The organism is Chitinophaga sp. ARDCPP14 (assembly GCF_051362515.1).
GTDB lineage: Bacteria > Bacteroidota > Bacteroidia > Chitinophagales > Chitinophagaceae > Chitinophaga.
In genome coordinates, this window is the sequence record NZ_JBKIXB010000021.1 from 22,156 (window position 1) to 47,503 (window position 25,348).

A 25,348-nucleotide genomic window follows, 5' to 3' on the forward strand; every position below is an offset into this window, starting at 1 on the left:
ACTAAAACTGAAACTATACTCAACCTCCGCTTACCGGCGGGATCACCGCAATTTCATCCTGGCCGCTTATCTCCTGTGTATCAGCAGCATACGTCCGGTTTACCGCTATCATCACGGAACGGAGCTGCTGCAACGACGGATATACCTCATACAACCAGGCTTTCAAAGTGGCTACATCTGTAATATGTTCCGGCTTTTCCAGTACCGGCACACCAGCAATATCCTTTGCTGCTCCAAACAATAATATGCCCATACATTGTAAATTGTTAGTTAAAACTACAATATAGCCCGATAAAGTAGTAATTTTAATACGGCAGAAAATCAATTTATGAAAATACGGTTAAGAGGCAACAGCATAAGATATCGCCTGGATAAAGCGGATGTGGAACTCCTGGAAACAACAGGAAAAGTGGAATCAATTACGCATATAGGCGCCGGTACCCTCCATTTCTGCCTCCGGGGAAAAGATATTTCCGACCCCATCATAAAGATGGAACACGATGGTGTACACCTGCTGCTCCCGCTTCCCCGTCTTGCTGCCTGGTACGCACCCGACCAGGTAGGTTTTGAACTGATCCTGCCCAACGCCGATGGATCATCACTGACTATCCTGGTGGAGAAAGATTTTAAATGTCTTACAGACAGAAATGAGGACGAAAGCCAGTCATTCGATAATCCGATGGCGGGGAAAAACTGCTGATAAATGCTAACAGATGCACATCATCGTATCATAGACTACGTACGCTTGTCGGTAACAGACCGGTGTAACCTCCGTTGCACTTACTGTATGCCGGAAAATATGCATTTTGTGCAACGCAAGGCATTACTTACGGACGATGAAATTTTACGGCTGCTGCAAACTCTCGCAACCGCCGGTATCTCTAAAATAAGAATCACCGGTGGTGAACCTTTTCTCCGGCCGGGCCTGATGACCCTCCTGGAAAAAATAAAAGCCATTCCAGGTATCAGCGAAATAGCTATCACCACCAATGGCGTCTTAACACAGGCATATATCCCTGCTTTGCAGCAACTTGGCATCACGCATATCAACCTGAGCCTGGATACGCTGCAAGCCGACCGCTTCCTGCAAATCACCCGGCGCAACCGGTTTTCCGCAGTAATGGACACCCTGCAAAGCCTGCTGCAACACAACATGCAGGTGAAGATCAACGCCGTGGTAATGGAAAACGTGAATACCGATGAACTAAATGCCTTCACCGCACTTACACGTGATAATGCACTGTCCGTAAGGTTTATAGAAGAAATGCCCTTTAACGGGCAGGGACATACGTTTTCAGGTATCGTATGGAACTATCATAAAATTTTGTCTGTAATAGGCGAGAATTATACGCTGCAAAAAATAGCGGATGCGCCACATTCCACTTCTCTCAATTATCACATCCCCGGCCATAAAGGCAATATCGGCGTAATTCCCGCTTATAGCCGCACTTTTTGCGGCACCTGTAACCGTCTTCGTATATCCGCTACCGGTAGTATGAAAACATGTTTGTATGGCAACGATGTGTTAAACGTAAAAGAGATGATGAGAGATGAACTGCAGCAACACCTTCTGCTGCCGGCCATACAATCAGCCATCCATGCACGTTTTGCCAATGGCTTCGAAGCAGAACAGCATCATACCGAAAAAAATATGGAAAGCATGTCCGTAATAGGTGGTTAACTATTATTTACTTCAGCAACATCTGCACACCCGCATACAGGATCAGCAACGCCGTAGCACCAGCCACCCACCTGGGATTCAACACTCTCGCACTCAGCCGCGCACCAATCTGTCCGCCGGCAATAACCGCCAGCAGCAAAGGCCCTGCAAACTTCACATCAAACACAATGGCATGCTTTGCCGCCTGACCGCATAAACCGGCAATAGAATTTACGAGAATAAAAAAACTGCTCAAGCCGGCAATATTTTTGGCGGTGTCGTATTTGCCCAAACGCAGCACGGGCGAAAGATAGATGCCGCCGCCGATTCCCGTCATACCGGAGAGCAACCCAATACCGCCGCCAATAATCCCATACGCTACACCATTCCCTTTATTGGCAGGGATAATCGGCTCTTCTTTCTCAAAAAACAAACGGTAGCACATCAGCACCGCCGCCAGCGTAAGCGCAAGTCCCAGCAACAGGAAAAAGGTAGCCTGCTTCATAGGTAAGTAACTACCCGCAAAAGCCAGCGGCACGCTTACCAGCGACAACTGCCACGCTTTTTTTAAAGGCAGGTGGCCGCTTTTGTAAAAATGATAAACGCCGCCGGTCACCACTGCTACATTACACAGCAAAGCAGTAGACTTCATCAGCTGAAAATCTACTGCCCAGAAAGGCAACGACAAAATAGCCAGGTAGCTGGAACCGCCGCCAAAACCTGCAGCAGAGTAGGCCAATGCCACTATAAAAAAGAGGATACAAAGTTCAGGGATCACGGTTAATAGGTTTGCATCTGGTGATCAATAACACTGGCCCAGGCATGAATACCGCCTTCCACATTGTATATACGGTTAAAGCCTAGTTCCGTTAAACGTTGTGCCACAGCGCGACTTCGCATGCCGTGATGACAAAGCACCGCTACCGGCACATCATCAGGGATAGCTGACACCTGCTGTAATACACGCCCCATCGGGATATGCACGGATTGCGGAATACGGCAGATCTCCCATTCATCATCTTCCCGCACATCCAGCAGCATGAAACGGGTATCCCGCTGCAACCAGTCGTTTAATTGCTGCACAGATAAAGATTGTACCCCTTCCAGTTCACAAACAGTTTGCTGGTAGTTTGCCTGCAGGGCCGTGATTTCCCGGTTGGCTGCTACCGGGGTGATATTAAAGGTAAGATGGGTATTGTTCAGGGTGTCAATGGTCATCAGTTGGTTGCGCAGCGGTGTGCCGATACCGGTAATTACTTTCACTGTTTCATTGGCCATATAACAGCCGATGATACCTGGCAAAACGCCCAGCACGCCTATGTCGTTGCAGTTCAGCATTTCGCCGCTTTCCGGCGCCTCCGGGAAAATACAGCGATAGGTGGCGCCCTCCTGGTAGTTAAATACGCTCAGTTGGCCTTCGTATTTATAGATGGCGCCGTATACCAGTGGTTTGCCGGTAATTACACAGGCGTCGTTCACCAGGTAGCGGGTGCCGAAATTATCTGAACCATCCACAATGACGTCGTATTCCCGGAAAAGCGCCAATGCATTATCTGTAGTGAGCCAGGTGTCATGTATCACGTGGGTTATCTCCGGGTTCAGCTGCTGCAGCCGTTTTACGGCCTGTTCTACCTTGGATTTCCCCTGGTCGGCGGTAGTATATAATACCTGTCGTTGCAGGTTGGTGATGGAAACAACATCATGCTCCACAATACCTATTTTCCCGACTCCCATGGAGGTAAGATATTGCAACACGGGTACACCGAGGCCACCGGCGCCGATTACCAGCACTTTTGCCTGTTGCAGTAATGCCTGTTTTGCGGAGCCAAATCCTTCCAGTCTTGTTTGCCTGTCATATCTGTCCATACTGCTTCATTTAGACACTAAAATTAATTGTATTCGGGAGAAGTTTTCCGGTGTTTTTTGGGAGAAGGATTTCCTACACCTCCGGGGTGTTGCAGGCAGCTTGTCAGCGTTTTAATTCCAGGTACATGGTTACCAGGTCTACATAACTGCCGTCTTTCTGCCTAATGCCATTGGGCAGGCGGCCACATTCCATGAAGCCGAAATTGCGGTACAGCTGCATGGCTTTTTCATTGGTGGAAAAAACATGCAGGTAAATCAGGCGCAGTGCGGGGCGCGATTCAGTCCACCGCAGCATGGCGGTGAGCAGGCGCCGGCCGATACCCATATTGTTCCATTGCTTTTCCACCGCAATGCCTATTTCCGCGGTATGCGCTTTTTTATGCAAACCGGTGTGGTTTACGTTGATAGAGCCAATGATCTGGTCCTTTACAACGGCTACCAGCAGGAGCTGGTTAGGATTATCGGTGTAAGACTGGATATAATCCTCTTCAGACGCAATGTCCAGCTCCATGGATTCACTGCGGGTAAAGAGCAGGTAATCCATTTCCCGGGTCAGGCGCTGGAAACTGGCCAGCAGCGCTGCTGCATCATTATGTTCGGGAGGGCGAATGATGAGTTCGTCGCCGGTGGGCAGGAAATGTTTCATAATAGAATACCGGTGGAAATTACGAATTCCAAACGACGAATGACGGATTTCAGGCAATTGTTAGCGGGCATTACTCCGTTTACAATCTCCCTGCGAATCCGTCATCCGTTAAAGATTATCCGTAATGGCTTATATCTTGTGGCTGCCGAAATAGGTTTGCAGCACGGTTGGTATCTGTATGCCTTCCGCGGTTTGGTTGTTTTCCAGCAGGCAGGCCATGATACGCGGCAATGCCAGGGAACTTCCGTTCAAAGAGTGCAGCAGCTGCGGCTTACCATTGTTTTCTTTGAACCGTATTTTCATGCGGTGGGTTTGGTAAGCTTCAAAGTTGCTCACAGAGCTTACTTCCAGCCATTTCTGCTGGGCAGCGCTGTATACTTCGAAATCGTAGGTAATAGCAGAAGTAAAGCCCATATCACCGGCGCATAAACGAAGAATGCGGTAAGGCAGCTCCAGCTGGTTCAGCAACGCTTCTACGTGCGCTACCATTTCATCCAGTGCCTCATAAGATTTATCGGGATGTACCAGTTGCACAATTTCTACTTTATCAAACTGGTGAACACGGTTCAAACCACGTACATCTTTACCATAGGAACCGGCTTCACGGCGGAAACAAGGCGTATACGCCGTCATCTTCACTGGCAGGTCGGTATCTTTTATGATCTCATCGCGGTAAATATTAGTCACCGGTACTTCTGCAGTGGGAATGAGATAATAGTTATCCGCCGTTGCATGATACATCTGGCCTTCTTTATCCGGCAGCTGGCCGGTGCCATAGGCAGATGCTTCGTTCACCAGGTATGGCGGCGCATATTCAGTATAGCCGTTGAGGGTATTATAATCCAGGAAGTATTGGATCAGCGCGCGTTGTAAGCGGGCGCCCCTATTTTTGAAGACAGGAAAACCACTGCCGGTAATTTTGTTACCCAGCTCAAAGTCAATGAGGTCGTACTGTTTGGCCAGGTCCCAGTGTGGAACGGCGCCTGCATACAGGTCAGGAATTTTTCCACCCTTGCGGATTTCCACGTTTTCTTCCGGCGTTTTACCGGCGGGCACCATCGCAGCGGGCAGGTTAGGAAGTTTCACCAGGGCATCCTGCAATGCTTTTTCGGTGGCATTCAGCTCTTCATTCACAGGGCCGAGGCGGTCTTTCAAAGCCGCTACAGCAGCACGCTGCGCTTCTCCTTCTTCCTTTTTCCCCTGGGCCATCAGTTTACCGATTTCTTTGGATAAACTGTTCACCTGGGCCTGTGTTTCATCGTATTCGAGGGTTAACTTCTTGCGCTTGTCATCCAGCGCCAGCACTTCTTCTACTACTTCCAGCTCCTTGAAATTCTTAAATGCCAGGCGCTCCAATACCAACTCTTTATTTTGACGTATAAACGGTACTTGTAACATGTTGTATGATCAAATTTTAGCAAATATATTAAAATAGCTTAACTCAGGTACTTCCCGACAATGGGCACTCTGCGGCCTACACCAAAGGCTTTGGAGGATACCCGTATAATAGGGCAGAATTGATTTCTCTTGTATTCATTGGTATTTACCATCTTTAAGGCCCGCGAAACCAATGCAGCATCGAAGCCCTGAGCAACTATTTCGCGCGGTCCCTGACGGCGCTCTATGTACTGATAAAGTATCCTGTCGAGGATCGCGTAGTCCGGTAAACTGTCGCTGTCCTTCTGATCCGGCCGTAGCTCCGCAGAAGGCGCTTTGTCAATAATATTGGCCGGTATGATCTCTTTCTCCCGGTTAATATATCTTGCCAGTGAATATACCTGCATCTTATACACATCTCCCAAAACGCTCAATCCGCCCGCCATATCTCCATATAACGTACCATAACCGGTAGACAGCTCACTCTTATTGGATGTATTCAGCAGGATATAACCAAACTTGTTGGATAAGCCCATCAGCAGGTTACCCCGTATGCGCGACTGCATATTTTCTTCTGCCACATTAAATGGCAATCCTTTGAAATAAGGCTCCAGCGTGGTTAAGAACGTTTCGTAAATGTTGTTGATACGGATAACATCATGCGGGTTATCCAGGTTTTCGGATAGCGCTACGGCATCATCTACAGAGTGACTGGTAGAGTAGGGAGAAGGCATCAGAATAGCCCGTACATTTTCCTTACCCAACGCATCGCAGGCAATAGCCAGTGTAACGGCACTGTCGATTCCGCCTGAAGAGCCGAGGATGGCCTTTGTAAAGCCCATCTTACCAAAATAATCTTTAATTCCCAACACCAGGGCATCATAGATGCGATCAATATTATGGTCAAACACCAGCTCGGTGAGCGGCGTAAAATCAACAGGTTTCACTGGTGGCAAGTGGCTGCCAACCAGCTTTTCCAACTCCATGCCGCCCATCGCTTCTTCAAAGTAAGGCAGCTCTTTCACTACATTACCCTGCGCATCATAAATAAGGGAGCCTCCGTCAAATACAATTTCCGTTTGGGAACCCACGGTATTGCAGTAATACATCGGGATCTTATATTTCAATACATTGGCGAGAATAATTTCTTTGCGGTCTTCATCATGATCATAATCAAACGGAGAAGCGGAGAGGTTAATCATCACATCCGGTTCCTGTGCAATTAGCTGGTCCATCGGGCAAACACGGTACAGGGGATTATCTCCCAGGTTCCAGATATCTTCACAAATGGTAACAGCCAGCTTTTTGCCTTTAAACGGGATGATATTCCATTCAATAGACGGTTCAAAATAACGGTATTCATCAAACACATCATAGGTAGGCAGCAGCGTTTTATGCACCACCTGTTTTACTTCGCCTTCATATAAAAACCAGGCGGCGTTAAACAGGTCTTTGCCCTCCCGTTGCGGGTTGCGGGCCGGACCGCCCACCAGCACGGCGATATCTTTGGTATGTGCTTTTATAACATCTATCGCATGATAGCATTGTGCAATAAAATCTTCAAATTCAAGAAAATCACGCGGAGGATAACCACATACACATAACTCGGAAAACACTACCAGGTCGGCGCCCTGCGCCTTTGCCGCATGGATGCCGTCGATGATCTTTGCCGTATTCTTTTCAAAATTGCCAATATGATAATTCTGCTGTGCCAGTATAATATTCATGGTAAAAATATTCAATTAAAAAAGAGGGAAAACTAGAAAAATACACCAAGCCGGAGAGCAAAGCTATTCATATTCACCCTTCCGTCGTCCCATTTGCCGTTACGGGTTACGTCCACAAAACCGTTCTGGTAGGTAATGCCTGCCATACCAGTAAGATTGGCGCCCAGCGGATATTCTATGCCCGCTCCTAATAACATGCCTATGTTGATACGGTTCATTTGGGGTAAGATATTCACCTTATCATAGGTTTGCCCCATCGACACTACATCTGCGCGGCCGGTGATAGGAAAATCCAGGTAGGTGCCAAACTGTCCCCAGAAACCGATACCACCTTCATCCGGCAAGGTTTTCAGCTTCAATGCCAGCGGTATTTCTATATAGGAAAGCTTCATATTATACTCAGCAGGATTGGCTTTATAATCGCCTAAACCCTTACCTGCATCATATTTCAGCTTGCTGCCGGCCAGTAATACCTGGAACCCCGACGAAAATGCATAAGTACCTTGTTCGTTCAGCTTAAAATCGGCCATCAGTCCGAAGTTCAGGCCTGCTTTGGCACTGTTCCTGTTTACGCCCGATTCCTGTGGCTTCAGGATGGAAACCATCGGGCTCACGGTAAATCCAAGCTTTACTTTTTCCCTGAAAGAATTACCGCCATATTGCGCCATACCTGCTTTCGCCACTCCCATTATCGCCAGTAAAAAGATGATCTTCTTCATAGATGATGCTAATTCGTAATTTTTTATAATACAAGGTAAATAATAATTTTACCTTAGATGAGTTTTAAGAATGATGCAAAGTTACATTAATAAATATACCCTGCTGATAAGTTGCGTGGCAGCCCTGCTGGGTACCGCAGCCTGTAATTCCGGTAATAAAGCGCCGGACGTTAGTCATATAGCCATGAACGTTAGTTTATCGCGTTTCGACTCCGCCCTGTTTACTATTGATACCAATAATATACAACCCGGACTGGCAAAGCTGCATGAAGCATACCCGGTATTCCTGCCCCTGTATATTACGGATATCCTTAACCTGGGCGCGTATTCCGACAGCAACGCAGCGGTACAGCAACAACTGCACCTGTTTTTAACCACACCCGATTTCCGCCAGCTGGAAAAAGCAGTATCTGCCAAATACGGCAGTCATTCCACACTGAAACCAGAACTGGAACAGTGTTTCCGCTATATCAAATACTATATACCTTCTTTCCGTCCGCCCAGAGTAGTCACTTTTATTTCGGGTATCGCCAACTATGGCGCTATCACAGTGGATTCTATCCTGGGCATTGGTTTGGATATGTACATGGGAGAAGATTTTCCACCCTACGCACAGATCCCCGATTACCCGGATTATATGGTGCACCGGTTTGCCCCTCAATACATTACCACCAACTGTATGCAGGTAATCCAGCAACAGTTGTATCCCCCTGCGCGTAAAAACGGGAACCTGCTGGAACAGATGATGGAGGCCGGTAAGCAACAATATTTCCTGGACAAAGTATTACCGGAAACACCGGATACTATCAAGCTGGGATATACGAAAAGCCAGCTGGACTGGTGCCGGGAAAACGAGCGCATGATCTGGCAGTTTTTTGTGCAGAATAACCTGGTATATTCCAGCGACTGGCAGCAGATCAATCATTTTATTGGCGATGGCCCGTCTACACAGGGAATGCCCGAGGGCGCCCCAGGCAAAATTGCCAATTTTGTGGGCTGGCAGATCATAAAAAAGTATATGAGTGAACACAAGGATGTGACCTTGCAGCAATTAATGGAGTCAAAAGAAGTGACGGAGATCTTCAAAGCCTCGAAGTACAGGCCCTGAGAAAGGATTACAGGCTAAACGAAAACGGGTATTAATTCAGTTTAAAGGGAACGACCATCTGGAACTCAGGAATTTTCACTTCCAGTATTTTCTTGTCCAGCTGGTTTTCCATTTGATAAGTACCGTACATCTTGCCGATCTCAGTCCGTAAATTGGATCCCGAGACGTACTGATAAGTTTCACCTGGCGCCAGCAGTGGTTGAACACCTACAACACCTTCTCCTTCTACTTCACGGTGTGTGCCATTGGAATCAATAATGTACCAGTGACGGCGAAGCAGTTTGATAGGGAAAATGTTGTTGTTCTCAATGGTAATACGGTAAGCAAACATGAATTCGCTTCCAATAGGATTTGAATAATCCGGCTGGTAGAATGTTTCCACGCTGATGGTGATGCCCTCTGTTACCTTCTTAACCATAAAATCAACCTTTAACGTAAAAATAAGAAAAATAAAACCAGTGGCTGGAAATTTTCTGACTTTAACGATTCTTTAGACTATTTCAATATCATCCAGTATAGCAGGATCTTCCTCTGAAGCCCTGGCGGCCACCTCTAAAGCGTTATTATAGTAGCCCCTCCGCAGGTATTCGGACAAATATCTCCATAAAAATCCAAAAAAGCCCAGATGCTGGTATTGTTTGATATGACAAGCTTCATGCCGCATCCAGGCTGTATCCGCTAAAAAGCGTTCCCGGGACGCCCCATGCAAGTGGATGGTGCGGCCCAGGACCATGGCTACAGACTGCACCCGCATGAAGCGGGCGGCTGTTTTGGCTAACCATGAATTTTCACGTATGCGGCATTTTATTTTTTCCAATCTTTCTTCCCGAATAACGTAAATCTACGGGAAATATTGAAACCCCAACGGAATTGGCCCTGTAACCAGGAAGTAGTGGTTTCAGGAATAAACTGACTTTCCTGTATGGCAGTGGAGTTGGTGAAAGTAATGCTGAATACGTGACCCCCGGTTTCTATTTCCAGTCCGACGGCCAGCGGGTTGTAAAAAGAGATGCCCTTCGCAGATTTGAAATAGTCTTTGCTTTCCTGGGAACGGAACGGATAATAGTATTCTGCCAGAAGTCCCATCCTTTTGCTGAGCTTCAGCCTGCCGGCCGCTCCCAGGGCAAACATATTATTCATGTCCATGTATGCCACGTGGTTACGGTGCACGTAAGTAGGCGACAGGGTAAGTGATAACTTGTCGCCAAATTTCCTAGATACAATAGCCTGGGCCACATACATAAGCCGGTCGGCCCCGTCTTCAAAATAAGCCGCCGAGGTTTTATCCGTGGCAGAAGGCATCCCGCTGATAACGGCGTTACCAAATACGGCCAGCGATAACGGGATATGGTTATCAGTTGTTTGCTGTAAAAAACGGTACTTCACCAGTCCTTCGTACAACTGCTGCAAATCCCCGCTGCCCTTAGTCCGGCTGATACCCACCATGAGGTCGTCGCTCACCCCATATTCAAAAGCAATGCGGATATCGGTTGAATTATCTGTACCGAAAAACGTTTTGGTACCGCCAAACTCACCACCGGCATCGCCGAAACGGTGGGTAACACGGAAATCCAGTTCGTGCCTGCGCAGCATTTCGGTCGACTGCCCCTGTACAATGCGGGTACTTTTATAGGTATCCCGCACTTTGGTATGACCGGTGGCCGTAGAATCAAAAAGCTTGTCGAGGCTCTGTGCATGCGCACATACAGAGAGCACACAGCATAATAAAATGGTTGATATATACTTCATGGATTGATGTTGTTATTTACTGTAAGGTGTATAAACTGCATTAACCGTAACGGCTACTACTTCTGCTACATTTTGCACTACCAGGGAAGGTATCTTGATACCGTGATCGGCTACACGAACATTAAAGGTGGATACAGCGGTAAGCGTTGTGCCCTGTGCAGTAATAGTGCCTTTGGCGGTGTAGCTCTTTTCTACCCCGTGAATATTCAGTGTGCCCGTAATCGTTACCGGGTAAGTGCCGTCTTTGCTGAATTCCGGTGATTCATTGATCTTTCCCTTGAATTCTGCAAACGGGTATTTATCACTTTCGAGGTAATTTTCGTTAAAATGCTCCTGCATCAGCTTCTTTTTAAACTGGAAAGAACTGATAGGTACTTTAAAAAAAACTTCCTTCGTTTTTGTGTTGAGTGCAGAAGCGCCTTTATCTGTTTTAGCTTCTATATCCTCCAATGGAGAAGACGAAAAAAATGATAAACGGGTATTTTTGCAGGAGTAAACATCCTGTGCAGATGCAGTAACAACCGGTAGCAGGGCAACTGCAAAAAGCAATAAGTATTTCATGTTTATCTTTTTTAGGTTATTGATCCGGAAGTCCTTTTGCGATCCAGCAGGCGATAGAGTCTTTTAAACCCTGGCTGAGTGCGGGAAAAGACATTGATTGTGGCATATCTGCCTGCGGACCGGTTACACGGGCCTCAAAAACAGTACGGTTGGCATTAATAAACGTTTTCAATTTAGCAGCGGTGGAAAAATCTGCCAGAGCGGGCGAGTTGCCGCCCGGATGACAGCCACGGCTGGTACAGTTAGCTTGTATGATCGCAAAAACGGTGGCTGTTGTGATATGGGCTGCATCACAGTCTACCCCGCCACTTACCGGCGCAGGGGCCTGTTCATTTTTACAGGCAGCCAGCAGCAGGCATGCCATTAAAAAAAGCTTGTTCCTTGTCATTGGTCTTTCAAATTTGATTGTAGATAGTAAGTACGGGATGATGAGAGAATTGGTTGCTTCACAGGCAGATAAAATTCTGCTATATTACATGATTAACCACTTATTTTTGTACCAAATAAGATCTGACCGTGAATATTGAACAACTATACAGCATCTATGAGCAGCATCGCTCCGTACAAACAGATACCCGTAAACTGAAAGCCAATGATATTTTCTTTGCGCTGAAAGGAGGCAATTTCAATGGTAACGAATTTGCCGCCCGGGCGCTGGAAATGGGCGCCGCCTTTGCCGTGGTAGATGAAGCAGCTTATTTTACCGTACCGGATAAAATGATGCTGGTAGACGATGCCCTCACCGCTTTACAGCAACTGGCTTTACATCACCGCAAACAATTAAATATCCCGTTCCTGGCCATCACCGGTACTAACGGTAAAACCACTACGAAAGAACTGATCAATGCAGCATTGTCTGCCGGATTAAAAACATATGCCACCATTGGCAATCTCAATAACCACATCGGCGTACCTCTTACTATTTTAAGTATACTCCCGGGCGTAGAAATAGCCGTAGTGGAAATGGGCGCTAACCACCAACGGGAAATAGCCGGTTATTGCGAAATTGCGTTGCCTACCCACGGCATCATTACCAATATCGGGAAAGCACACCTGGAAGGCTTTGGCAGCGAAGAAGGCGTTAAAAAAGCAAAAGGGGAACTGTATGATTTTTTACGCGCCAACAATGGCACCGTATTCGTATGCAACGATTATGGTTACCTGCTTGAAATGGCGCACGGCATCCCGGAAATAATTACCTATGGCAGCAGCGAAGCCGATTACGTAGGCGAAGCCATCGCCGACAGCGCCTTCCTGGCCGTGGAAGTACGGGGCAGCAGCCAGGTAGGATTTATACAAACACAACTGACAGGCGCTTATAATTTCCCCAATGTAATGGCCGCAGTAGCGGTAGCCAGCCACTTTAACGTGCCGGAATCAGCGATTGCACCGGCCATTGCACATTATACCCCTTCCAACAACCGCTCACAGGTAATAAAAAAAGGCAGCAATACCATTATCATGGATGCCTATAATGCCAACCCCTCCAGCATGAGAGCCGCTATTGAAAACTTTGCCGGCATCCAGGCTGATAAAAAAGTGCTGCTGCTCGGCGCCATGATGGAACTTGGAACAGATAGCGTTAAAGAACACCAGGACCTGGTAAACTTACTGGAACGCACACACTGGGAGGCAGTGGTACTGGTTGGCGGCGACTTTAAAAAAGTAACCCACCCGTACATCTTCCTCGAAAATGCCACCGAAGCCGGAAAATGGCTACAGCAGCAACAGTACCAGGATACACATATACTTATCAAAGGCTCCCGGAGCACCGGTATGGAGAAAGTGCTGGCCTGATAACCAGGGGCGATTCAGCAGGCAGACCCAAAGCGTTCAAAATATTTGTTAACGATTTCATAATTGTATTATTTTTAATACTTCAATCTGTCATTTGAACTTTACCAAAATCTGAATCGCAATGCACAAAAAAATCTGGCATTACCTTATTAGTATGCTTTGCTGCGTACTATTGATCCCTGCTGCCCTGTTTGCCCAGGAAACAACCGCCGATATAGCCGGTATTATTGTAAGTAAAGAAGGGCCTGTTCCCGGTGCAAGCATTACTGCTACCCATGTGCCCACCGGCACAAAATATAACACCGTTTCCCGGAAAGACGGCCGTTATAATTTACCCAACCTCCGCGTTGGTGGCCCTTATACCTTATCTGTTTCTTATATTGGCTTTAAAGACGAGAAACGCGACAACATTTTCCTGTCGCTGGGACAGGATTTCAAATCAGACATCAACCTGCAATCCAGTACCAGCACCCTCACAGAAATAGTGGTCACTTCTGTAACCCAGAACAAAGTGATTAACAGGGCCCGCACCGGCAGCCAGGAAGTAATTACCCGCTCCCAGATGGACCGCCTGCCAACGATCAGCAGGTCTATGCAGGACTTCACCAAACTTACACCTTCTGCCAACGGCCTGAATATCGGCGGCAGAAGCAATCAGCTGAATAACATCACCGTCGACGGCGCCAACTTCAACAACTCATTTGGTTTGCAGCCCACACTCGGCTCCCAAACAGCATCCCAGCCTATCAGCCTGGAAGCGCTCGAACAGATCCAGGTAAACGTATCTCCCTATGACGTAAGACAGGGCGGCTTTTCCGGCGCCGGTATCAACAGCGTTACCAAAAGCGGTACCAACACGTTCAAAGGAGCCGTGTATACCTACATTCAAACACCCGGATTACAGGGGTTGAAAGTAGGCAACGCCACTGTTCCCAAACCCGACTTTAACTATAACCTGCGCGGCTTCAATGTGGGCGGCGCCATCATCCCCAACAAATTGTTCTTCTTCGTAAGTGCAGAACAGGAAAGGATTAAAGCACCCGCTACCAGCCTCGTAGCCAACAAACCCGGCGGAGTAGCCGGTGGCAACGTATCACAGGCAGTAGCAGATACACTGGATGCACTTAAACAATTCCTGATCAGCAAATACGGATATGATCCCGGCGATTACCAGAATTATACCTACCGCACGCAAAGTGATAAAGTAACACTGAAGGTCGACTGGAACGTGAATGAGCATAACACCTTTACATTTAAATACAGTTACCTGAAATCATTTAAAGATATTCCTGCCAGCAACAGTGGCGCTCCCGGCGGCGGTGCTGTTGGAAGTGGCCGCCAGCCCAGTGCTACCGGTCTTCCTTTCAGCGGAAGCGGCTATACCATCAACAATAACTTCAACATTTTTATTGCGGAACTGAATACCCGCATCGGCAACCGCGCTTCCAATAAACTGCAGATCGGCTACTCCGCCATGCGCGATTTCAGAAATGCTTTGTCACAAAGTAATTTTCCCCTCGTGGATATCATGAACGGCCAGGGCGCCAGCTATACCGCCTTCGGATATGAGCCGTTCACCTATAATAACAAGCTCAATACCGATGTATACCAGCTGTCTGATATCTTCACCATGTACAAGGGAAAACATGAAATCACGATAGGAACACAAAACTATTATAAAACGTTCCTCAATGGCTTCGCTCCAAACTACAATGGCAACTACCGCTTTAATACACTCACGGATTTTTATGCCAGCGCCAACAGCAACCTGGCAACGGCTTCCCGTTATGCAGTGTCTTATGCAACTACCAAAGACGGATCCTTTCCATACGCAAAAATCAACATGCTGGAACTGGGCGCGTTTATCCAGGATAAGTGGAGTGTTACCAACTTCTTTACCTTCACCTACGGATTACGTATAGACGTACCAGTTATAGGCAGTACATTCTCTAAAAATGATTCTCTCACTGCTTTGACTTTCAGGGATGGAGTAAAGGTAGATGTAGGCCAGGCGCCAAAAACAACACCGCTCCTGTCGCCAAGAATTGGATTTAACTGGGACGTTACACATGACGGAAAAACGCAGCTCCGTGGTGGAGCAGGTTTATTTGCCGGTCCGCCGCCAGCTGTATGGCTGAGCAACCAGGCAGGTAACAACGGCGTACAGTTTGGATCGTTTGTAGCGCAAACAAGTGCCACTGCGCCCACCATTCCTTACCCGTTCAGTGCTGATCCGAATACTTACAAAGCTGGTACAGAAGGACGGTTATCTTCCCAATATAATATAGCCGTTACCGATAAAAACTTTAAATATCCGCAGGTATTAAAAGCAACACTGGCTGTTGACCGACAGTTACCATGGGGCGTAATCGGTACCCTGGAATTCAACTATTCCAAAGATATCAATGCGGTATATTTCCAGAACGTAAACCTTCCTACTGCAGGGTTTCAACTGGATAGCACCCCCGATCACCGCACACGCTATAATTCTTCCAAAATATACGCAGGCAACAGCCTGAGTAATCCTAATATCAGCGATGCCATCCTGATGCGCAATACCAACAAGGGCTATTCGTATTTTGCCACCATCCAGCTGCAGAAAAACCTGCCTAATCTTTACCTGAGTGCAGCCTATACTTACAGTAAATCTCGCAGTGTAAATGATGGCGGCAGCATCGCACAAAGCAACTGGCGCGATCGCCCCGTTGCCGGCGATCCTAATGCCAATGCTCTGGGCTACTCCAATTACTACATGCCCCACCGTATCATCGCAGCCGCTACCTACCGCTTTACCTGGGCGAAACATTTCGCTACTTCTGTTGGTGTTGTGTATGAAGCCGCTCCAAGTATAAACGGACTTTACAGCAACACTTCCTATACTTACAACGGCGACGTAAACAACGATGCTTCCGGTGGTAACAACGACCTGATCTACATTCCAAAAACCAGGAACGATATTAAACTGGTGCCGGTTGGTTATGGCGACAAAACCTACAACCCCGCTACCAATGCAGATAAACGCACCGCAGATATCATCTGGAATCAGCTCGATAATTTTATCAAACAGGATAACTACCTGAGCGGTCACCGTGGAGAATATGCAGAACGCAACGCTGTAGTATTACCTTTCGCCAAACGCATGGACCTGAATATTACACAGGACATCTTCGTATTCAGCGGCAAAGAGAAAACCAAACACACGCTGCGTATCAGTTTCGATATCATCAACTTTGGTAACTTCCTGAATAAGCGCTGGGGTATTTCCAAAATTCCGAACCTGCCCTCTTTCCTGAAATACGAAGGACAATACAAAGACGCTTCCGGCACCGCTACTGCTACCGCAGCCTACTCCTTCCCTTACCTGGATGCAGCGAACCAGATTCCGCTCACCAGTTCATTCAGAGACAATACCGGCACTATTTCCAGATGGCAGGGACAGCTTGGTATCAGGTATATGTTTAATTAACGCGGATTTTGTCTTGGCTCAGGATTACGCTGATTTTAAGGATTACCTGGATTTTTACTTTTGGATTTTTTTTTGATTTTTAGATTTTCTTAAAAATAATTAAGGGAGATAAAAGCGAATACATCCGCTTTTATCTCCCTTAATCCTTTATAAAATCCAAAAGTAAAAATCCAGGTAATCCTTAAAATCAGCGTAATCCTGAGCCAAGACAAAATCCGCCAGGGATACAATTTATCGGAGTAATAGTGCGTTAATATTTTTTGAAATTAATCCCTCTATTTGTGAGAAGTGGCTTAAAAAAAAGACCTGCAAGCTAAAAAACCCGCAGGTGTTCATAACCTATGCCAACTTTAGAGTAATCTTTAAAACTTAAACTGTTAGAATCTATAAAGCCTAAGTCTTGTAATATTTTGAGTATTGATGTTTTTTCTATTTTGTATATAAGAGATAACGTAATGGAAAATGTATTTGTTCAAAAATTCGTGAAAAAATTTTGGTCTTAACATTTTGGGCCCTTCTTTCCGGGGTATCTCTCTATTACTTACGGAGGATAAATTCCTTTGGATTGCTAAAATGGAAAAAAAATTAAAAAAAATATTATTATTTAAATTTTAAATATATAAGTAAATGCTTACTTGATATCCTGGCAAATTTCTATCAAAACCCCGTTGCTGTGCTTAGGATGCAGGAAACAGATCAGCTTATTATCAGCCCCCTTTTTTGGTGTTTCCTGTAATAAAACAAACCCTTCTTCCTGTAACCGTTTCATTTCCGCATAAATATCCGGTACCTCAAAGGCGATGTGATGCATGCCTTCTCCTTTCTTATCCAGGAACTTTGCAATAGCGCTGTCCGGCCCTGTGGCTTCCAGCAATTCTATTTTGGTTTCGCCCTGCCGGAAAAAGGCGGTCTGCACCTGCTCGCTGTCCACCTCCTCCTGCTTGTAACATGGCGTGTTCAGCAGCTTTTCAAAAAGCGGAATGGACACAGATAATTTATTAACGGCAATGCCTATATGTTCTACCCTGAGCATGTTTATAAATATTAATAGTGGTACAAATCCGGTATCCGTACCGCTTTCCGGAATATGCTTAACCCGGTAAAAATAGAACTTATGTTGTAAATTTGTTAGGCCCGGATTTTAATATAAACAGAAAGACATTATGCTGCAGCTGCCCGTTTACCTCGATAACAATGCCACCACTCCCTGCGATCCCAGGGTAGTAGCGGCCATGTTACCCTATTTCACCGAAATATTCGGCAACGCAGCAAGCCGCAGCCACCTCCTGGGATGGGCTGCCGAGGAAGCAGTAGACAATGCCCGTGAACAGGTAGCCAAACTGATTGGGGCAACACCTAAAGAAATTGTCTTTACTTCCGGCGCCACAGAAGCCGTTAACCTTGCCATTAAAGGAGTGTATGAAACATACGCCGGCAAAGGCAATCATATTATTACTGCCGTCACCGAACATAAAGCCGTCATTGACACCTGCAAACACCTCGAAAAACAGGGCGCACAGGTAACCTGGCTTCCGGTAAACCACGAAGGACTTATAGACCTCAACGAACTGGAAGCGGCTATTACGCCCCAAACTATCCTGATCAGCCTGATGTATGCCAATAATGAAACCGGTGTCATCAACCCCATACGCGCCATCAGCGATATTGCCAGAAAGCATGGCGTATTATTTATGACAGATGCCACCCAGGCAGCAGGGAAAATTCCGGTAGACGTAAACGACGATGGTATAGACCTGCTTACCCTCAGCGCCCATAAAATGTACGGTCCTAAAGGAACAGGCGCCTTATATGTGCGCAGACGTTCCCCCCGCGTAAAGCTCACCGCACAGATCGACGGAGGCGGCCACGAAAGAGGTATGCGCTCCGGCACCCTGAATGTGCCCGGCATCGTAGGACTGGGAAAAGCCTGCGAACTATGTATGGAAGAAATGGCGGCCGACACACAACGCATCCTTCCCATGAGAAACAGGCTGGAAAAGGCTTTGCTGGAAATAGAGCAAACATATTTAAATGGCGCCCCCGGTCAGCGCCTGCCACATACCTGCAACCTGTCATTTAAATACGTGGAAAGCGAAACCCTCATGATGGGCTTCAATAAAAAAATCGCGCTTTCCTCCGGATCAGCCTGTACCTCCGCCTCCCTGGAACCCAGTTACGTGCTGAAAGCAATGGGCCTCAGCGACGACCTCGCACACGCCTCCCTCCGCTTTGGACTGGGAAGGTTTACCACCAATGAACAAATAGATTTTACCATCCAAACCATTACAGACGCCGTTGCCCAACTAAGAACCATCAGCCCCATATGGGAAATGTATAAAGATGGCGTGGACCTCTAAGTCCACCTTTCCCCCGGGTCAACGCCGTAGATACTCCGTACATACTCCCCGTATAAAGCCCCTTAAAAACCTCCCATACAATAGCCGGAAAGGTAATAGCGTTTACCCTATATTTGTATCTTTACTAATATCCTAATCCTTACAAACTGTTCATGCTAGCCATCTTTAAGAAAGAGATTAACCAGTTTTTCAGCAGTGTTACCGGCTATGTAGCCATCATACTGTTTTTACTGGCGAATGGATTAATGTTGTTCGTTTTCCCGGAAACCAGTTTACTGGACACCGGGTATGCCAACCTGGATCCGCTGTTCAATCTGGCGCCGCTTATTTACCTCTTGCTCATACCGGCCATTACCATGCGCTGCTTTGCAGATGAATTTAAAACCGGTACCATGGAATTGCTGAGCACCAAACCACTCACCGGCTGGCAGATTGTAATGGGTAAATTCTGGGGCAGCCTGCTCATTGTAGCCATCTCCCTGCTTCCTACCATCGTTTATTATTTTGCTATAAAACAATTGAGTGTAGATAACCAGCTGCTTGATACCGGCGGTATCATTGGCTCTTATATCGGACTTTTACTGCTGGGGGCAACATTCACCGCTACCGGTATCTGGTCTTCTTCTTTAACCAACAATGCCATGATCGCCTTTCTCATTGCACTGTTTACCTGCTTTATACTTTATAACGGATTCGATGCCGTCAGCAAAATACCGGCGTTCAGCGGCGGAGCCGACTACTACCTGCAAATGGCTGGGATTAAATTCCATTACGCCTCCATCAGTCGTGGTGTAATAGATAGCCGCGATATCGTTTATTTTATCAGCATCATAGGCCTGATGCTCTATCTCACTAAATTATCCCTGCAAAGAAAACTCTGGCAAAACGGTTAATGACCGTCCTTACTAAACAACATGGCTACACGAAAGAAATACATACAACGTGCAATAGCAGTTATACTGGTACTCACGGGCATTAATATAGCAGCAGCTTATTTTCATGGCAGATGGGACCTGACAGCAGAAAAAAGATACACGCTCACCGCCAGCACCCGGCAAATGCTCCGCAAACTGGACAGCCCGGTGGAAATTGAGGTATTCCTCAAAGGCGATTACCCCGCCAGCTTCCGTCAGCTGGCACAATCCACTTCCGAACTGCTGGAAGAGTTCCGCGAATACGGTAAACAAAACCTCCGGTTTACATTTATCAATCCCGGACAGGGGCTGACGGACTCCGCACGCATGAAATTCCTCGGTGAACTCACCGCACAGGGCATCATGCCGTTTAATATGAAAGTGCAGCAGGAAGCCAACGACGGCTTCGCTGAAAAGCTGATCTTCCCCGGTGCACTGGTGCATTACAAAGGCAAAACGGTAGGGGTGAATCTCCTGAAAAACCAGGGCGGGCAGGATCCCATGCAAACCATGAACAGCTCGGAAGCGTTGCTGGAATACCAGTTTGCCTATGCCATCCATAAATTGCAGGAAAAGGAAAAACCACTCATCGGGTACATGCTTGGGCATGGAGAATCACTTGGCGCCGAAGTATACGACGCCCTGAGTACCCTTCAAAACAGCTACGGCCTGGATACCCTCACCCTGCAGGCCGCTTCCTACATACCCCGCGATTTTAATGTAATCCTCTTTGCCAAACCGGCAGGCGCTTTCTCTGATGCAGATAAATTTAAAATAGACCAGTATGTAATGAACGGCGGCAAAGTGCTGTGGTTCCTGGATGAATCCAGCGCCACCATGGACAGTTTACACGAACACCCGGAATTTTTTGCCATGGATCGCGGGCTGAACCTGGAAGACCTCCTGTTCCGCTACGGCGTGCGCATTAACCAGGACCTGGTACTGGACCTGCAAAGCGATGTAGTGCCGCTGGTAGTAGGCAATGTGGGCAACCGGCCGCAGATACAGCCGATGCCGTTCCCATACTTCCCCATGCTGATGCCTACCAAAGCGCATCCTATCGTAAAAAATCTGGATATGGTGCTGAGCCGCTTCGTAAGTTCTATCGACACTATAAAAAACGACGCCATCCGCAAAACCATACTGCTCACCACTTCCAGGAACAGCCGTACCACGCGCCTGCCGGCACAGGTAAGCTGGGACATCGTAAAAACACAGCCCAATCCGCGCGAATACCGCCAGAAATACCTGCCCACAGCCGTTTTGCTGGAAGGGAAATTTACTTCCCTGTTCCGCAACCGCGAAAATCCTGATGCGGTAAACCAGCTGTTTCACGCATCCGGGCAACCTTTCAGGGAATCATCCGATACTATCAACAAAATGATTGTGGTAAGTGATGGCGATGTAATTTCCAATGCCGTATCCCGCAAGGAAGGCCCGCTGCAAATGGGCATCAACGAATTTAACCCGGGCTTTGCCTTTGCCAATAAAGAGTTTTTTCTCAACTGCCTGGAGTATCTCAGCGGCAACAGCGGTATCATGGAAGCCCGGAACAAGGAGCTGACACTGCGTTTGCTGGATGGAGAAAAAATCCGGCAGGAAAAAACCAAATGGCAGGTCATCTGTTTCCTCGTACCCGTTGGGCTGGTTTTGCTATTTGCCATGGTATTCCAGTTTATACGGCAACGTAAATTTGCTGAATAGGCTGAAGTGCTGTAAGACACTGGCTTTCAGGGCATACAACAGTGGCCGCTTCCTGGAAATGGCAACCTTAAACCGGAAACCTAGCTGCCGTTTTCCTATCTTTGCTGCTCATAAAATGCAAATCACGTGGGAAAAACAGAAGTAACATATCTGGTATTTTTTATTGTGATCATCCTGGCAGTAGTATTTGACCTTGGTTTTTTTAGTAAGAAAAATACGAAAACAAGCCTGAAGACTGCCCTGTGGCAAAGCATTTTCTGGGTAGTTTTATCTATGCTCTTTTTTGGGTTCATGTGGCTGGAAGACGGCGCAGAACCCGCCATCAGCTTTTTGAGCGCATACCTGATGGAGAAATCCCTGTCGATAGATAATATCTTTGTATTTATACTCATCTTTAGTTTTTTTAAAATAAAAGAAGAGTACTATTCCAGGGTATTGCTGATAGGTATACTAATGGCCATTATTTTCAGGGCTTTATTTATCTGGCTGGGAATTGAGCTCATAGAAAGATTTGAATGGATATTATACATCTTCGGTGCTTTTCTCATTTATACCGGCATTAAAATGTTTGTCACAAAAGAGGATGACGAATTTAAACCGGAAGAAAATGCGATTTACCGTTTTATGAATAAATACATGCGGGTAACTACAGAAGAGCCGAAAGGCAAATTTGTGATCCGTAAACATAATAAGGCATATCTCACTACGTTATCACTGGTTGTGGTGATGCTGGCAGTAACAGATATCTTATTTGCGGTAGATTCTATACCGGCTGTATTTGCCATATCACGGGATCCGATGGTAGTATATACCTCTAATATATTTGCGGTTTTGGGACTCAGGTCCCTGTTCTTTTTACTGAGGGGAGCGGTAGATAAATTTGATTATCTGCCCCAGGGTATTGCCATCGTCCTGGTTTTTATAGGACTGAAAATGCTGGCAGAGTATTTTTTGCACAAGCACAATATTCATATACCGGTATACGTATCATTGATAGTGATAGTGCTATGCCTGGGAGGTTCCATCCTCTATTCTCTCTATCATCAGAAAAAAGAATTACCGGAAGGAGAAGTGAAGTAAAAAGCAGCGCAGACATTAATTTTGCAGCAGCTAAGTGATTATTCAAACCTGATAAACGTGTATAACGCAGCCAGCATCAACAAAACTTTGAAAGGGGAATTGTTGCAAGAGACCGGATTTTCTGAAATTGACCATCTTTTATTGGACAGCAGGAAGCTCAGCTTCCCCGAAACATCTCTGTTTATTCCATTGGTTAGCCCGCGGCGCAACGCGCATCAATACATTGAAGAATTGTACCGCAAAGGGGTGAGCAATTTTGTGGTGAGTGAACAAGTGCCACTGGAGAAGTATCCTAAAGCCAACTTCATTCTCGTAAAAGACACCCTGCAGGCGCTGCACGCACTGGTGGCCTTTCACCGGCACCAGTTCCATATACCTGTTATTGGCATCACTGGCAGCAATGGCAAAACCATTGTAAAGGAATGGCTGTACCAGCTGCTGGAAAAAGATTACAATATTGTTCGCAGTCCTAAAAGCTATAACTCCCAGATAGGAGTACCGCTTTCTGTATGGCAAATGAAACCGGAACACCAGCTGGCCATCTTTGAAGCCGGCATTTCACAACCCGGTGAAATGGTGAACCTCGAAAAAATTATCCGTCCCACTATCGGCATCTTCACCAATATCGGGGAAGCTCACAGCGAAGGATTCTTAAATATCCGCCAGAAAATAAATGAAAAGCTGGTACTGTTCGCTAAAAGCGATATCCTCATTTACTGCAAAGACTATCTCGCTCTCAATGAGTGTGTGCTGGCCTTTCACAACCAGGTAGGCAAAAAAGAAAACCAGGAAGGCGGACCGGAATTGTTTTCCTGGTCACGGAAAACCGATGCCGACCTCCGGGTAACCAGTGTGGATAAACACGATAACCATACCCGCATCGATGCCCTTTACAAACAGGAACCCCTGCATTTCCAGATTCCTTTTGTAGATGAAGGTTCCATCGAAAATGCCATTCACTGCCTGGCGCTCATGCTGTACCTCGGCAAGGAACAAGCCGTTATCCAGCAACGGATGGATCAGCTCAGCAATATCGCCATGCGCCTGGAACTGAAACAGGGAATCAATAACTGCTCGGTGATTAACGACAGCTACAGCCTGGACCTCGGCTCTTTAACCATTGCGCTCGACTTCCTCCAGCAACAGCAGCAGCACGCTACCCGCACGGTTATCCTCAGCGATATCCTCCAAAGTGGCAAAAGCGACGCCACCCTGTATGAAGAAGTTGCAGACCTCCTGCAAAAGAAAGGCATCAATAAATTAATTGCTATCGGTAAAAATATAGGCAGGGAGAAAAAAAGCTTCCAGCAGATAGAAGGCCTGAAAACACAGTTCCTCACCACCACCGATGAATACATACAACAATTCAACGCAGATGATTTCCAGAATGAAACCATCCTGGTAAAAGGCTCCCGCATCTTCCAGTTTGAACGCATCGGCAAACTGCTGGAACAAAAGGCGCATCAAACCATCCTGGAAATTAATCTCACCGCTATTTCCCATAATGTAAAGCTGTACCAGTCGCTATTAAAACCAAACACCAAATTAATGGCCATGGTAAAAGCGTTCTCCTATGGCAGCGGTAGCTTTGAAATAGCCAATCTCCTCCAGTTCCACGGAGTCGACTACCTCGCGGTAGCCTACGCCGATGAAGGAGTGGAGCTGAGAAGGGCCGGCATTACCATGCCTATCATGGTGATGAACCCGGAACCTGCCAGTTTCGACGCCATCCTCCACTGGAACCTGGAACCGGAAATTTATTCCATGCAGATCCTCCTGCAGTTTATGGAGGAAATCACCACAGCAGGCAAAACGGAGTTCCCCGTTCACATCAAGCTCGATACCGGTATGCACCGCCTGGGATTCGTGAAAAGCGAAATTGCCGAACTGGCGCAAATACTCACCGCCACCCCGCTAATGAAAGTGCAATCCATTTTCAGCCACCTGGCTGCCAGTGAAGATCCTTCAAAGGATGCTTTCACACAGCAGCAAGGCCGCCTGTTTTATGATATGAGCCATGAACTGCAGAAAGCATTGGGCTATACTGTAATCCGCCATATTGCCAACAGCGCCGCCATCAGTCGCCACCCCGACCTGCAACTGGATATGGTGCGGCTGGGTATCGGCATGTACGGCATCGACAGCAGCAACGGCATCCAGGACCAGCTTCGCAATGTAAGCACCCTGAAAACCACCGTAGCACAACTAAAACGCCTGGAAGCCGGCGATACCGTGGGTTATGGCGCCAAATGGGAAGCCAAAGGCCCGGCAGTGACTGCTACCGTGCGTATTGGCTATGCCGATGGCTACCCACGCAGACTGGGCATGGGCGTTGGTAAAATGCTGGTTCGTGGCAAACTGGCGCCTGTAGCCGGTGTAGTGGCGATGGATATGCTCATGCTCGATGTAACACATATCCCCGACGTAGCGGAGGGAGACGAGGTTATTGTTTTTGGCCAGGATTTGTCCGTACAGGACCTCTCCACCTGGGCTGGAACCATTCCCTATGAAATATTAACAGGAATTTCACAGCGCGTAAAAAGGGTATATTTCCAGGAATAATGATATTGCAGGCTTCGACTTTGAAATAAACTATTATTTTTGATAAAATTCTAAT

23 protein-coding genes are annotated in these 25,348 nt (G+C 46.9%); 10 read left to right on the forward strand and 13 right to left on the reverse strand.

Annotated elements, in window-relative coordinates; translation table 11 throughout:
• Window positions 1-19: 19 nt before the first annotated feature.
• Complete coding sequence (gene moaD, locus ACLHR0_RS31450) at window positions 20-253, reverse strand: molybdopterin converting factor subunit 1 (RefSeq protein WP_370911160.1); 234 nt, start codon at window positions 251-253, stop codon at window positions 20-22.
• 75 nt (window positions 254-328) lie between these two features.
• On the opposite strand from moaD, the gene ACLHR0_RS31455 reads away from it, so the two are divergent.
• Window positions 329-700 carry a DUF7009 family protein gene (locus ACLHR0_RS31455; RefSeq protein WP_436491676.1) on the forward strand — a complete coding sequence of 124 codons (372 nt, stop codon included), beginning with the start codon at window positions 329-331 and terminating at the stop codon, window positions 698-700.
• 3 nt (window positions 701-703) lie between these two features.
• Window positions 704-1,681, forward strand: a complete 978-nt coding sequence (moaA, locus tag ACLHR0_RS31460) for a GTP 3',8-cyclase MoaA (RefSeq protein WP_436491677.1) — start codon at window positions 704-706, stop codon at window positions 1,679-1,681.
• 7 nt (window positions 1,682-1,688) lie between these two features.
• Here the strand turns inward: moaA and ACLHR0_RS31465 are convergent, their stop codons facing one another.
• The 6 genes from ACLHR0_RS31465 to ACLHR0_RS31490 form a co-directional block, all read right to left on the reverse strand.
• Window positions 1,689-2,438 (reverse strand): sulfite exporter TauE/SafE family protein, encoded by a 750-nt coding sequence (locus tag ACLHR0_RS31465; protein ID WP_436491678.1) that lies wholly within the window; start codon window positions 2,436-2,438, stop codon window positions 1,689-1,691.
• A gap of 2 nt (window positions 2,439-2,440) precedes the next feature.
• The gene (locus ACLHR0_RS31470; RefSeq protein ID WP_436491679.1) at window positions 2,441-3,526 is read right to left on the reverse strand and encodes a ThiF family adenylyltransferase; all 1,086 of its coding nucleotides are present in this window, start codon (window positions 3,524-3,526) and stop codon (window positions 2,441-2,443) included.
• A 103-nt stretch (window positions 3,527-3,629) separates the two neighbouring features.
• Window positions 3,630-4,172, reverse strand: a complete 543-nt coding sequence (locus ACLHR0_RS31475) for an N-acetyltransferase family protein (protein ID WP_436491680.1) — start codon at window positions 4,170-4,172, stop codon at window positions 3,630-3,632.
• 129 nt (window positions 4,173-4,301) lie between these two features.
• A complete protein-coding gene (serS, locus tag ACLHR0_RS31480; protein WP_370911166.1) occupies window positions 4,302-5,570 on the reverse strand; it encodes a serine--tRNA ligase in 1,269 nt (422 codons plus the stop codon).
• A 38-nt stretch (window positions 5,571-5,608) separates the two neighbouring features.
• Window positions 5,609-7,276 (reverse strand): NAD+ synthase, encoded by a 1,668-nt coding sequence (locus ACLHR0_RS31485; protein ID WP_436491681.1) that lies wholly within the window; start codon window positions 7,274-7,276, stop codon window positions 5,609-5,611.
• A 32-nt stretch (window positions 7,277-7,308) separates the two neighbouring features.
• A complete protein-coding gene (locus tag ACLHR0_RS31490; RefSeq protein WP_429061944.1) occupies window positions 7,309-7,995 on the reverse strand; it encodes a porin family protein in 687 nt (228 codons plus the stop codon).
• A 70-nt stretch (window positions 7,996-8,065) separates the two neighbouring features.
• Here ACLHR0_RS31490 and ACLHR0_RS31495 point away from each other — a divergent pair, with 70 nt between their 5' ends.
• On the forward strand, window positions 8,066-9,103 hold the full coding sequence (locus ACLHR0_RS31495) for a hypothetical protein (RefSeq protein ID WP_429044061.1): 1,038 nt from the start codon (window positions 8,066-8,068) through the stop codon (window positions 9,101-9,103).
• 31 nt (window positions 9,104-9,134) lie between these two features.
• Here the strand turns inward: ACLHR0_RS31495 and apaG are convergent, their stop codons facing one another.
• From apaG to ACLHR0_RS31520, 5 genes are all read right to left on the reverse strand, one after another.
• The gene (apaG, locus tag ACLHR0_RS31500; protein ID WP_079469727.1) at window positions 9,135-9,521 is read right to left on the reverse strand and encodes a Co2+/Mg2+ efflux protein ApaG; all 387 of its coding nucleotides are present in this window, start codon (window positions 9,519-9,521) and stop codon (window positions 9,135-9,137) included.
• A 72-nt stretch (window positions 9,522-9,593) separates the two neighbouring features.
• The gene (locus ACLHR0_RS31505) at window positions 9,594-9,857 is read right to left on the reverse strand and encodes a DUF4157 domain-containing protein (RefSeq protein ID WP_429044057.1); all 264 of its coding nucleotides are present in this window, start codon (window positions 9,855-9,857) and stop codon (window positions 9,594-9,596) included.
• 50 nt (window positions 9,858-9,907) lie between these two features.
• Window positions 9,908-10,852, reverse strand: a complete 945-nt coding sequence (locus tag ACLHR0_RS31510) for a DUF5777 family beta-barrel protein (protein ID WP_436491682.1) — start codon at window positions 10,850-10,852, stop codon at window positions 9,908-9,910.
• A gap of 12 nt (window positions 10,853-10,864) precedes the next feature.
• Entirely contained in the window at window positions 10,865-11,413 is a 549-nt protein-coding gene (locus tag ACLHR0_RS31515) for a YceI family protein (RefSeq protein ID WP_429044054.1), read from the reverse strand.
• A gap of 16 nt (window positions 11,414-11,429) precedes the next feature.
• Window positions 11,430-11,801 (reverse strand): hypothetical protein, encoded by a 372-nt coding sequence (locus ACLHR0_RS31520; protein WP_370911173.1) that lies wholly within the window; start codon window positions 11,799-11,801, stop codon window positions 11,430-11,432.
• 128 nt (window positions 11,802-11,929) lie between these two features.
• On the opposite strand from ACLHR0_RS31520, the gene ACLHR0_RS31525 reads away from it, so the two are divergent.
• Window positions 11,930-13,210, forward strand: coding sequence for a UDP-N-acetylmuramoyl-tripeptide--D-alanyl-D-alanine ligase (locus ACLHR0_RS31525; protein WP_436491683.1), 1,281 nt, complete (start codon window positions 11,930-11,932; stop codon window positions 13,208-13,210).
• Window positions 13,211-13,331: 121 nt separating this feature from the next.
• Entirely contained in the window at window positions 13,332-16,676 is a 3,345-nt protein-coding gene (locus ACLHR0_RS31530) for a TonB-dependent receptor (protein ID WP_436491684.1), read from the forward strand.
• Between the two features lie 631 nt (window positions 16,677-17,307).
• Here ACLHR0_RS31530 and mce read toward each other — a convergent pair.
• On the reverse strand, window positions 17,308-17,709 hold the full coding sequence (gene mce / locus ACLHR0_RS31535; RefSeq protein WP_370911176.1) for a methylmalonyl-CoA epimerase: 402 nt from the start codon (window positions 17,707-17,709) through the stop codon (window positions 17,308-17,310).
• 130 nt (window positions 17,710-17,839) lie between these two features.
• Here mce and ACLHR0_RS31540 point away from each other — a divergent pair, with 130 nt between their 5' ends.
• The 5 genes from ACLHR0_RS31540 to ACLHR0_RS31560 all read left to right on the forward strand — a co-directional run bounded on the left by ACLHR0_RS31540 (window position 17,840) and on the right by ACLHR0_RS31560 (window position 25,293).
• Window positions 17,840-19,033 carry an IscS subfamily cysteine desulfurase gene (locus ACLHR0_RS31540; protein WP_436491685.1) on the forward strand — a complete coding sequence of 398 codons (1,194 nt, stop codon included), beginning with the start codon at window positions 17,840-17,842 and terminating at the stop codon, window positions 19,031-19,033.
• Between the two features lie 152 nt (window positions 19,034-19,185).
• Window positions 19,186-19,926: a gliding motility-associated ABC transporter permease subunit GldF gene (gene gldF, locus ACLHR0_RS31545; protein WP_079469736.1), complete on the forward strand. Its 741-nt coding sequence runs from the start codon at window positions 19,186-19,188 to the stop codon at window positions 19,924-19,926.
• 21 nt (window positions 19,927-19,947) lie between these two features.
• Window positions 19,948-21,651, forward strand: a complete 1,704-nt coding sequence (gene gldG, locus ACLHR0_RS31550; protein WP_436491686.1) for a gliding motility-associated ABC transporter substrate-binding protein GldG — start codon at window positions 19,948-19,950, stop codon at window positions 21,649-21,651.
• Between the two features lie 126 nt (window positions 21,652-21,777).
• Entirely contained in the window at window positions 21,778-22,731 is a 954-nt protein-coding gene (locus ACLHR0_RS31555; protein WP_429044038.1) for a TerC/Alx family metal homeostasis membrane protein, read from the forward strand.
• A gap of 57 nt (window positions 22,732-22,788) precedes the next feature.
• A complete protein-coding gene (locus ACLHR0_RS31560; RefSeq protein ID WP_436491687.1) occupies window positions 22,789-25,293 on the forward strand; it encodes a bifunctional UDP-N-acetylmuramoyl-tripeptide:D-alanyl-D-alanine ligase/alanine racemase in 2,505 nt (834 codons plus the stop codon).
• Window positions 25,294-25,348 lie beyond the last annotated feature (55 nt).

What these genes read in the sequence shown, in the direction of transcription:
- moaD (WP_370911160.1), bottom strand. Translation starts at nt 253, where the DNA reads ATGGGCATATTATTGTTTGGAGCAGCAAAGGATATTGCTGGTGTGCCG.
- ACLHR0_RS31455 (WP_436491676.1), top strand. Translation starts at nt 329, where the DNA reads ATGAAAATACGGTTAAGAGGCAACAGCATAAGATATCGCCTGGATAAA.
- moaA (WP_436491677.1), top strand. Translation starts at nt 704, where the DNA reads ATGCTAACAGATGCACATCATCGTATCATAGACTACGTACGCTTGTCG.
- ACLHR0_RS31470 (WP_436491679.1), bottom strand. Translation starts at nt 3,526, where the DNA reads ATGGACAGATATGACAGGCAAACAAGACTGGAAGGATTTGGCTCCGCA.
- ACLHR0_RS31475 (WP_436491680.1), bottom strand. Translation starts at nt 4,172, where the DNA reads ATGAAACATTTCCTGCCCACCGGCGACGAACTCATCATTCGCCCTCCC.
- serS (WP_370911166.1), bottom strand. Translation starts at nt 5,570, where the DNA reads ATGTTACAAGTACCGTTTATACGTCAAAATAAAGAGTTGGTATTGGAG.
- ACLHR0_RS31485 (WP_436491681.1), bottom strand. Translation starts at nt 7,276, where the DNA reads ATGAATATTATACTGGCACAGCAGAATTATCATATTGGCAATTTTGAA.
- ACLHR0_RS31490 (WP_429061944.1), bottom strand. Translation starts at nt 7,995, where the DNA reads ATGAAGAAGATCATCTTTTTACTGGCGATAATGGGAGTGGCGAAAGCA.
- ACLHR0_RS31495 (WP_429044061.1), top strand. Translation starts at nt 8,066, where the DNA reads ATGATGCAAAGTTACATTAATAAATATACCCTGCTGATAAGTTGCGTG.
- apaG (WP_079469727.1), bottom strand. Translation starts at nt 9,521, where the DNA reads ATGGTTAAGAAGGTAACAGAGGGCATCACCATCAGCGTGGAAACATTC.
- ACLHR0_RS31505 (WP_429044057.1), bottom strand. Translation starts at nt 9,857, where the DNA reads ATGCGGGTGCAGTCTGTAGCCATGGTCCTGGGCCGCACCATCCACTTG.
- ACLHR0_RS31510 (WP_436491682.1), bottom strand. Translation starts at nt 10,852, where the DNA reads ATGAAGTATATATCAACCATTTTATTATGCTGTGTGCTCTCTGTATGT.
- ACLHR0_RS31515 (WP_429044054.1), bottom strand. Translation starts at nt 11,413, where the DNA reads ATGAAATACTTATTGCTTTTTGCAGTTGCCCTGCTACCGGTTGTTACT.
- ACLHR0_RS31520 (WP_370911173.1), bottom strand. Translation starts at nt 11,801, where the DNA reads ATGACAAGGAACAAGCTTTTTTTAATGGCATGCCTGCTGCTGGCTGCC.
- ACLHR0_RS31530 (WP_436491684.1), top strand. Translation starts at nt 13,332, where the DNA reads ATGCACAAAAAAATCTGGCATTACCTTATTAGTATGCTTTGCTGCGTA.
- mce (WP_370911176.1), bottom strand. Translation starts at nt 17,709, where the DNA reads ATGCTCAGGGTAGAACATATAGGCATTGCCGTTAATAAATTATCTGTG.
- ACLHR0_RS31540 (WP_436491685.1), top strand. Translation starts at nt 17,840, where the DNA reads ATGCTGCAGCTGCCCGTTTACCTCGATAACAATGCCACCACTCCCTGC.
- gldF (WP_079469736.1), top strand. Translation starts at nt 19,186, where the DNA reads ATGCTAGCCATCTTTAAGAAAGAGATTAACCAGTTTTTCAGCAGTGTT.
- gldG (WP_436491686.1), top strand. Translation starts at nt 19,948, where the DNA reads ATGGCTACACGAAAGAAATACATACAACGTGCAATAGCAGTTATACTG.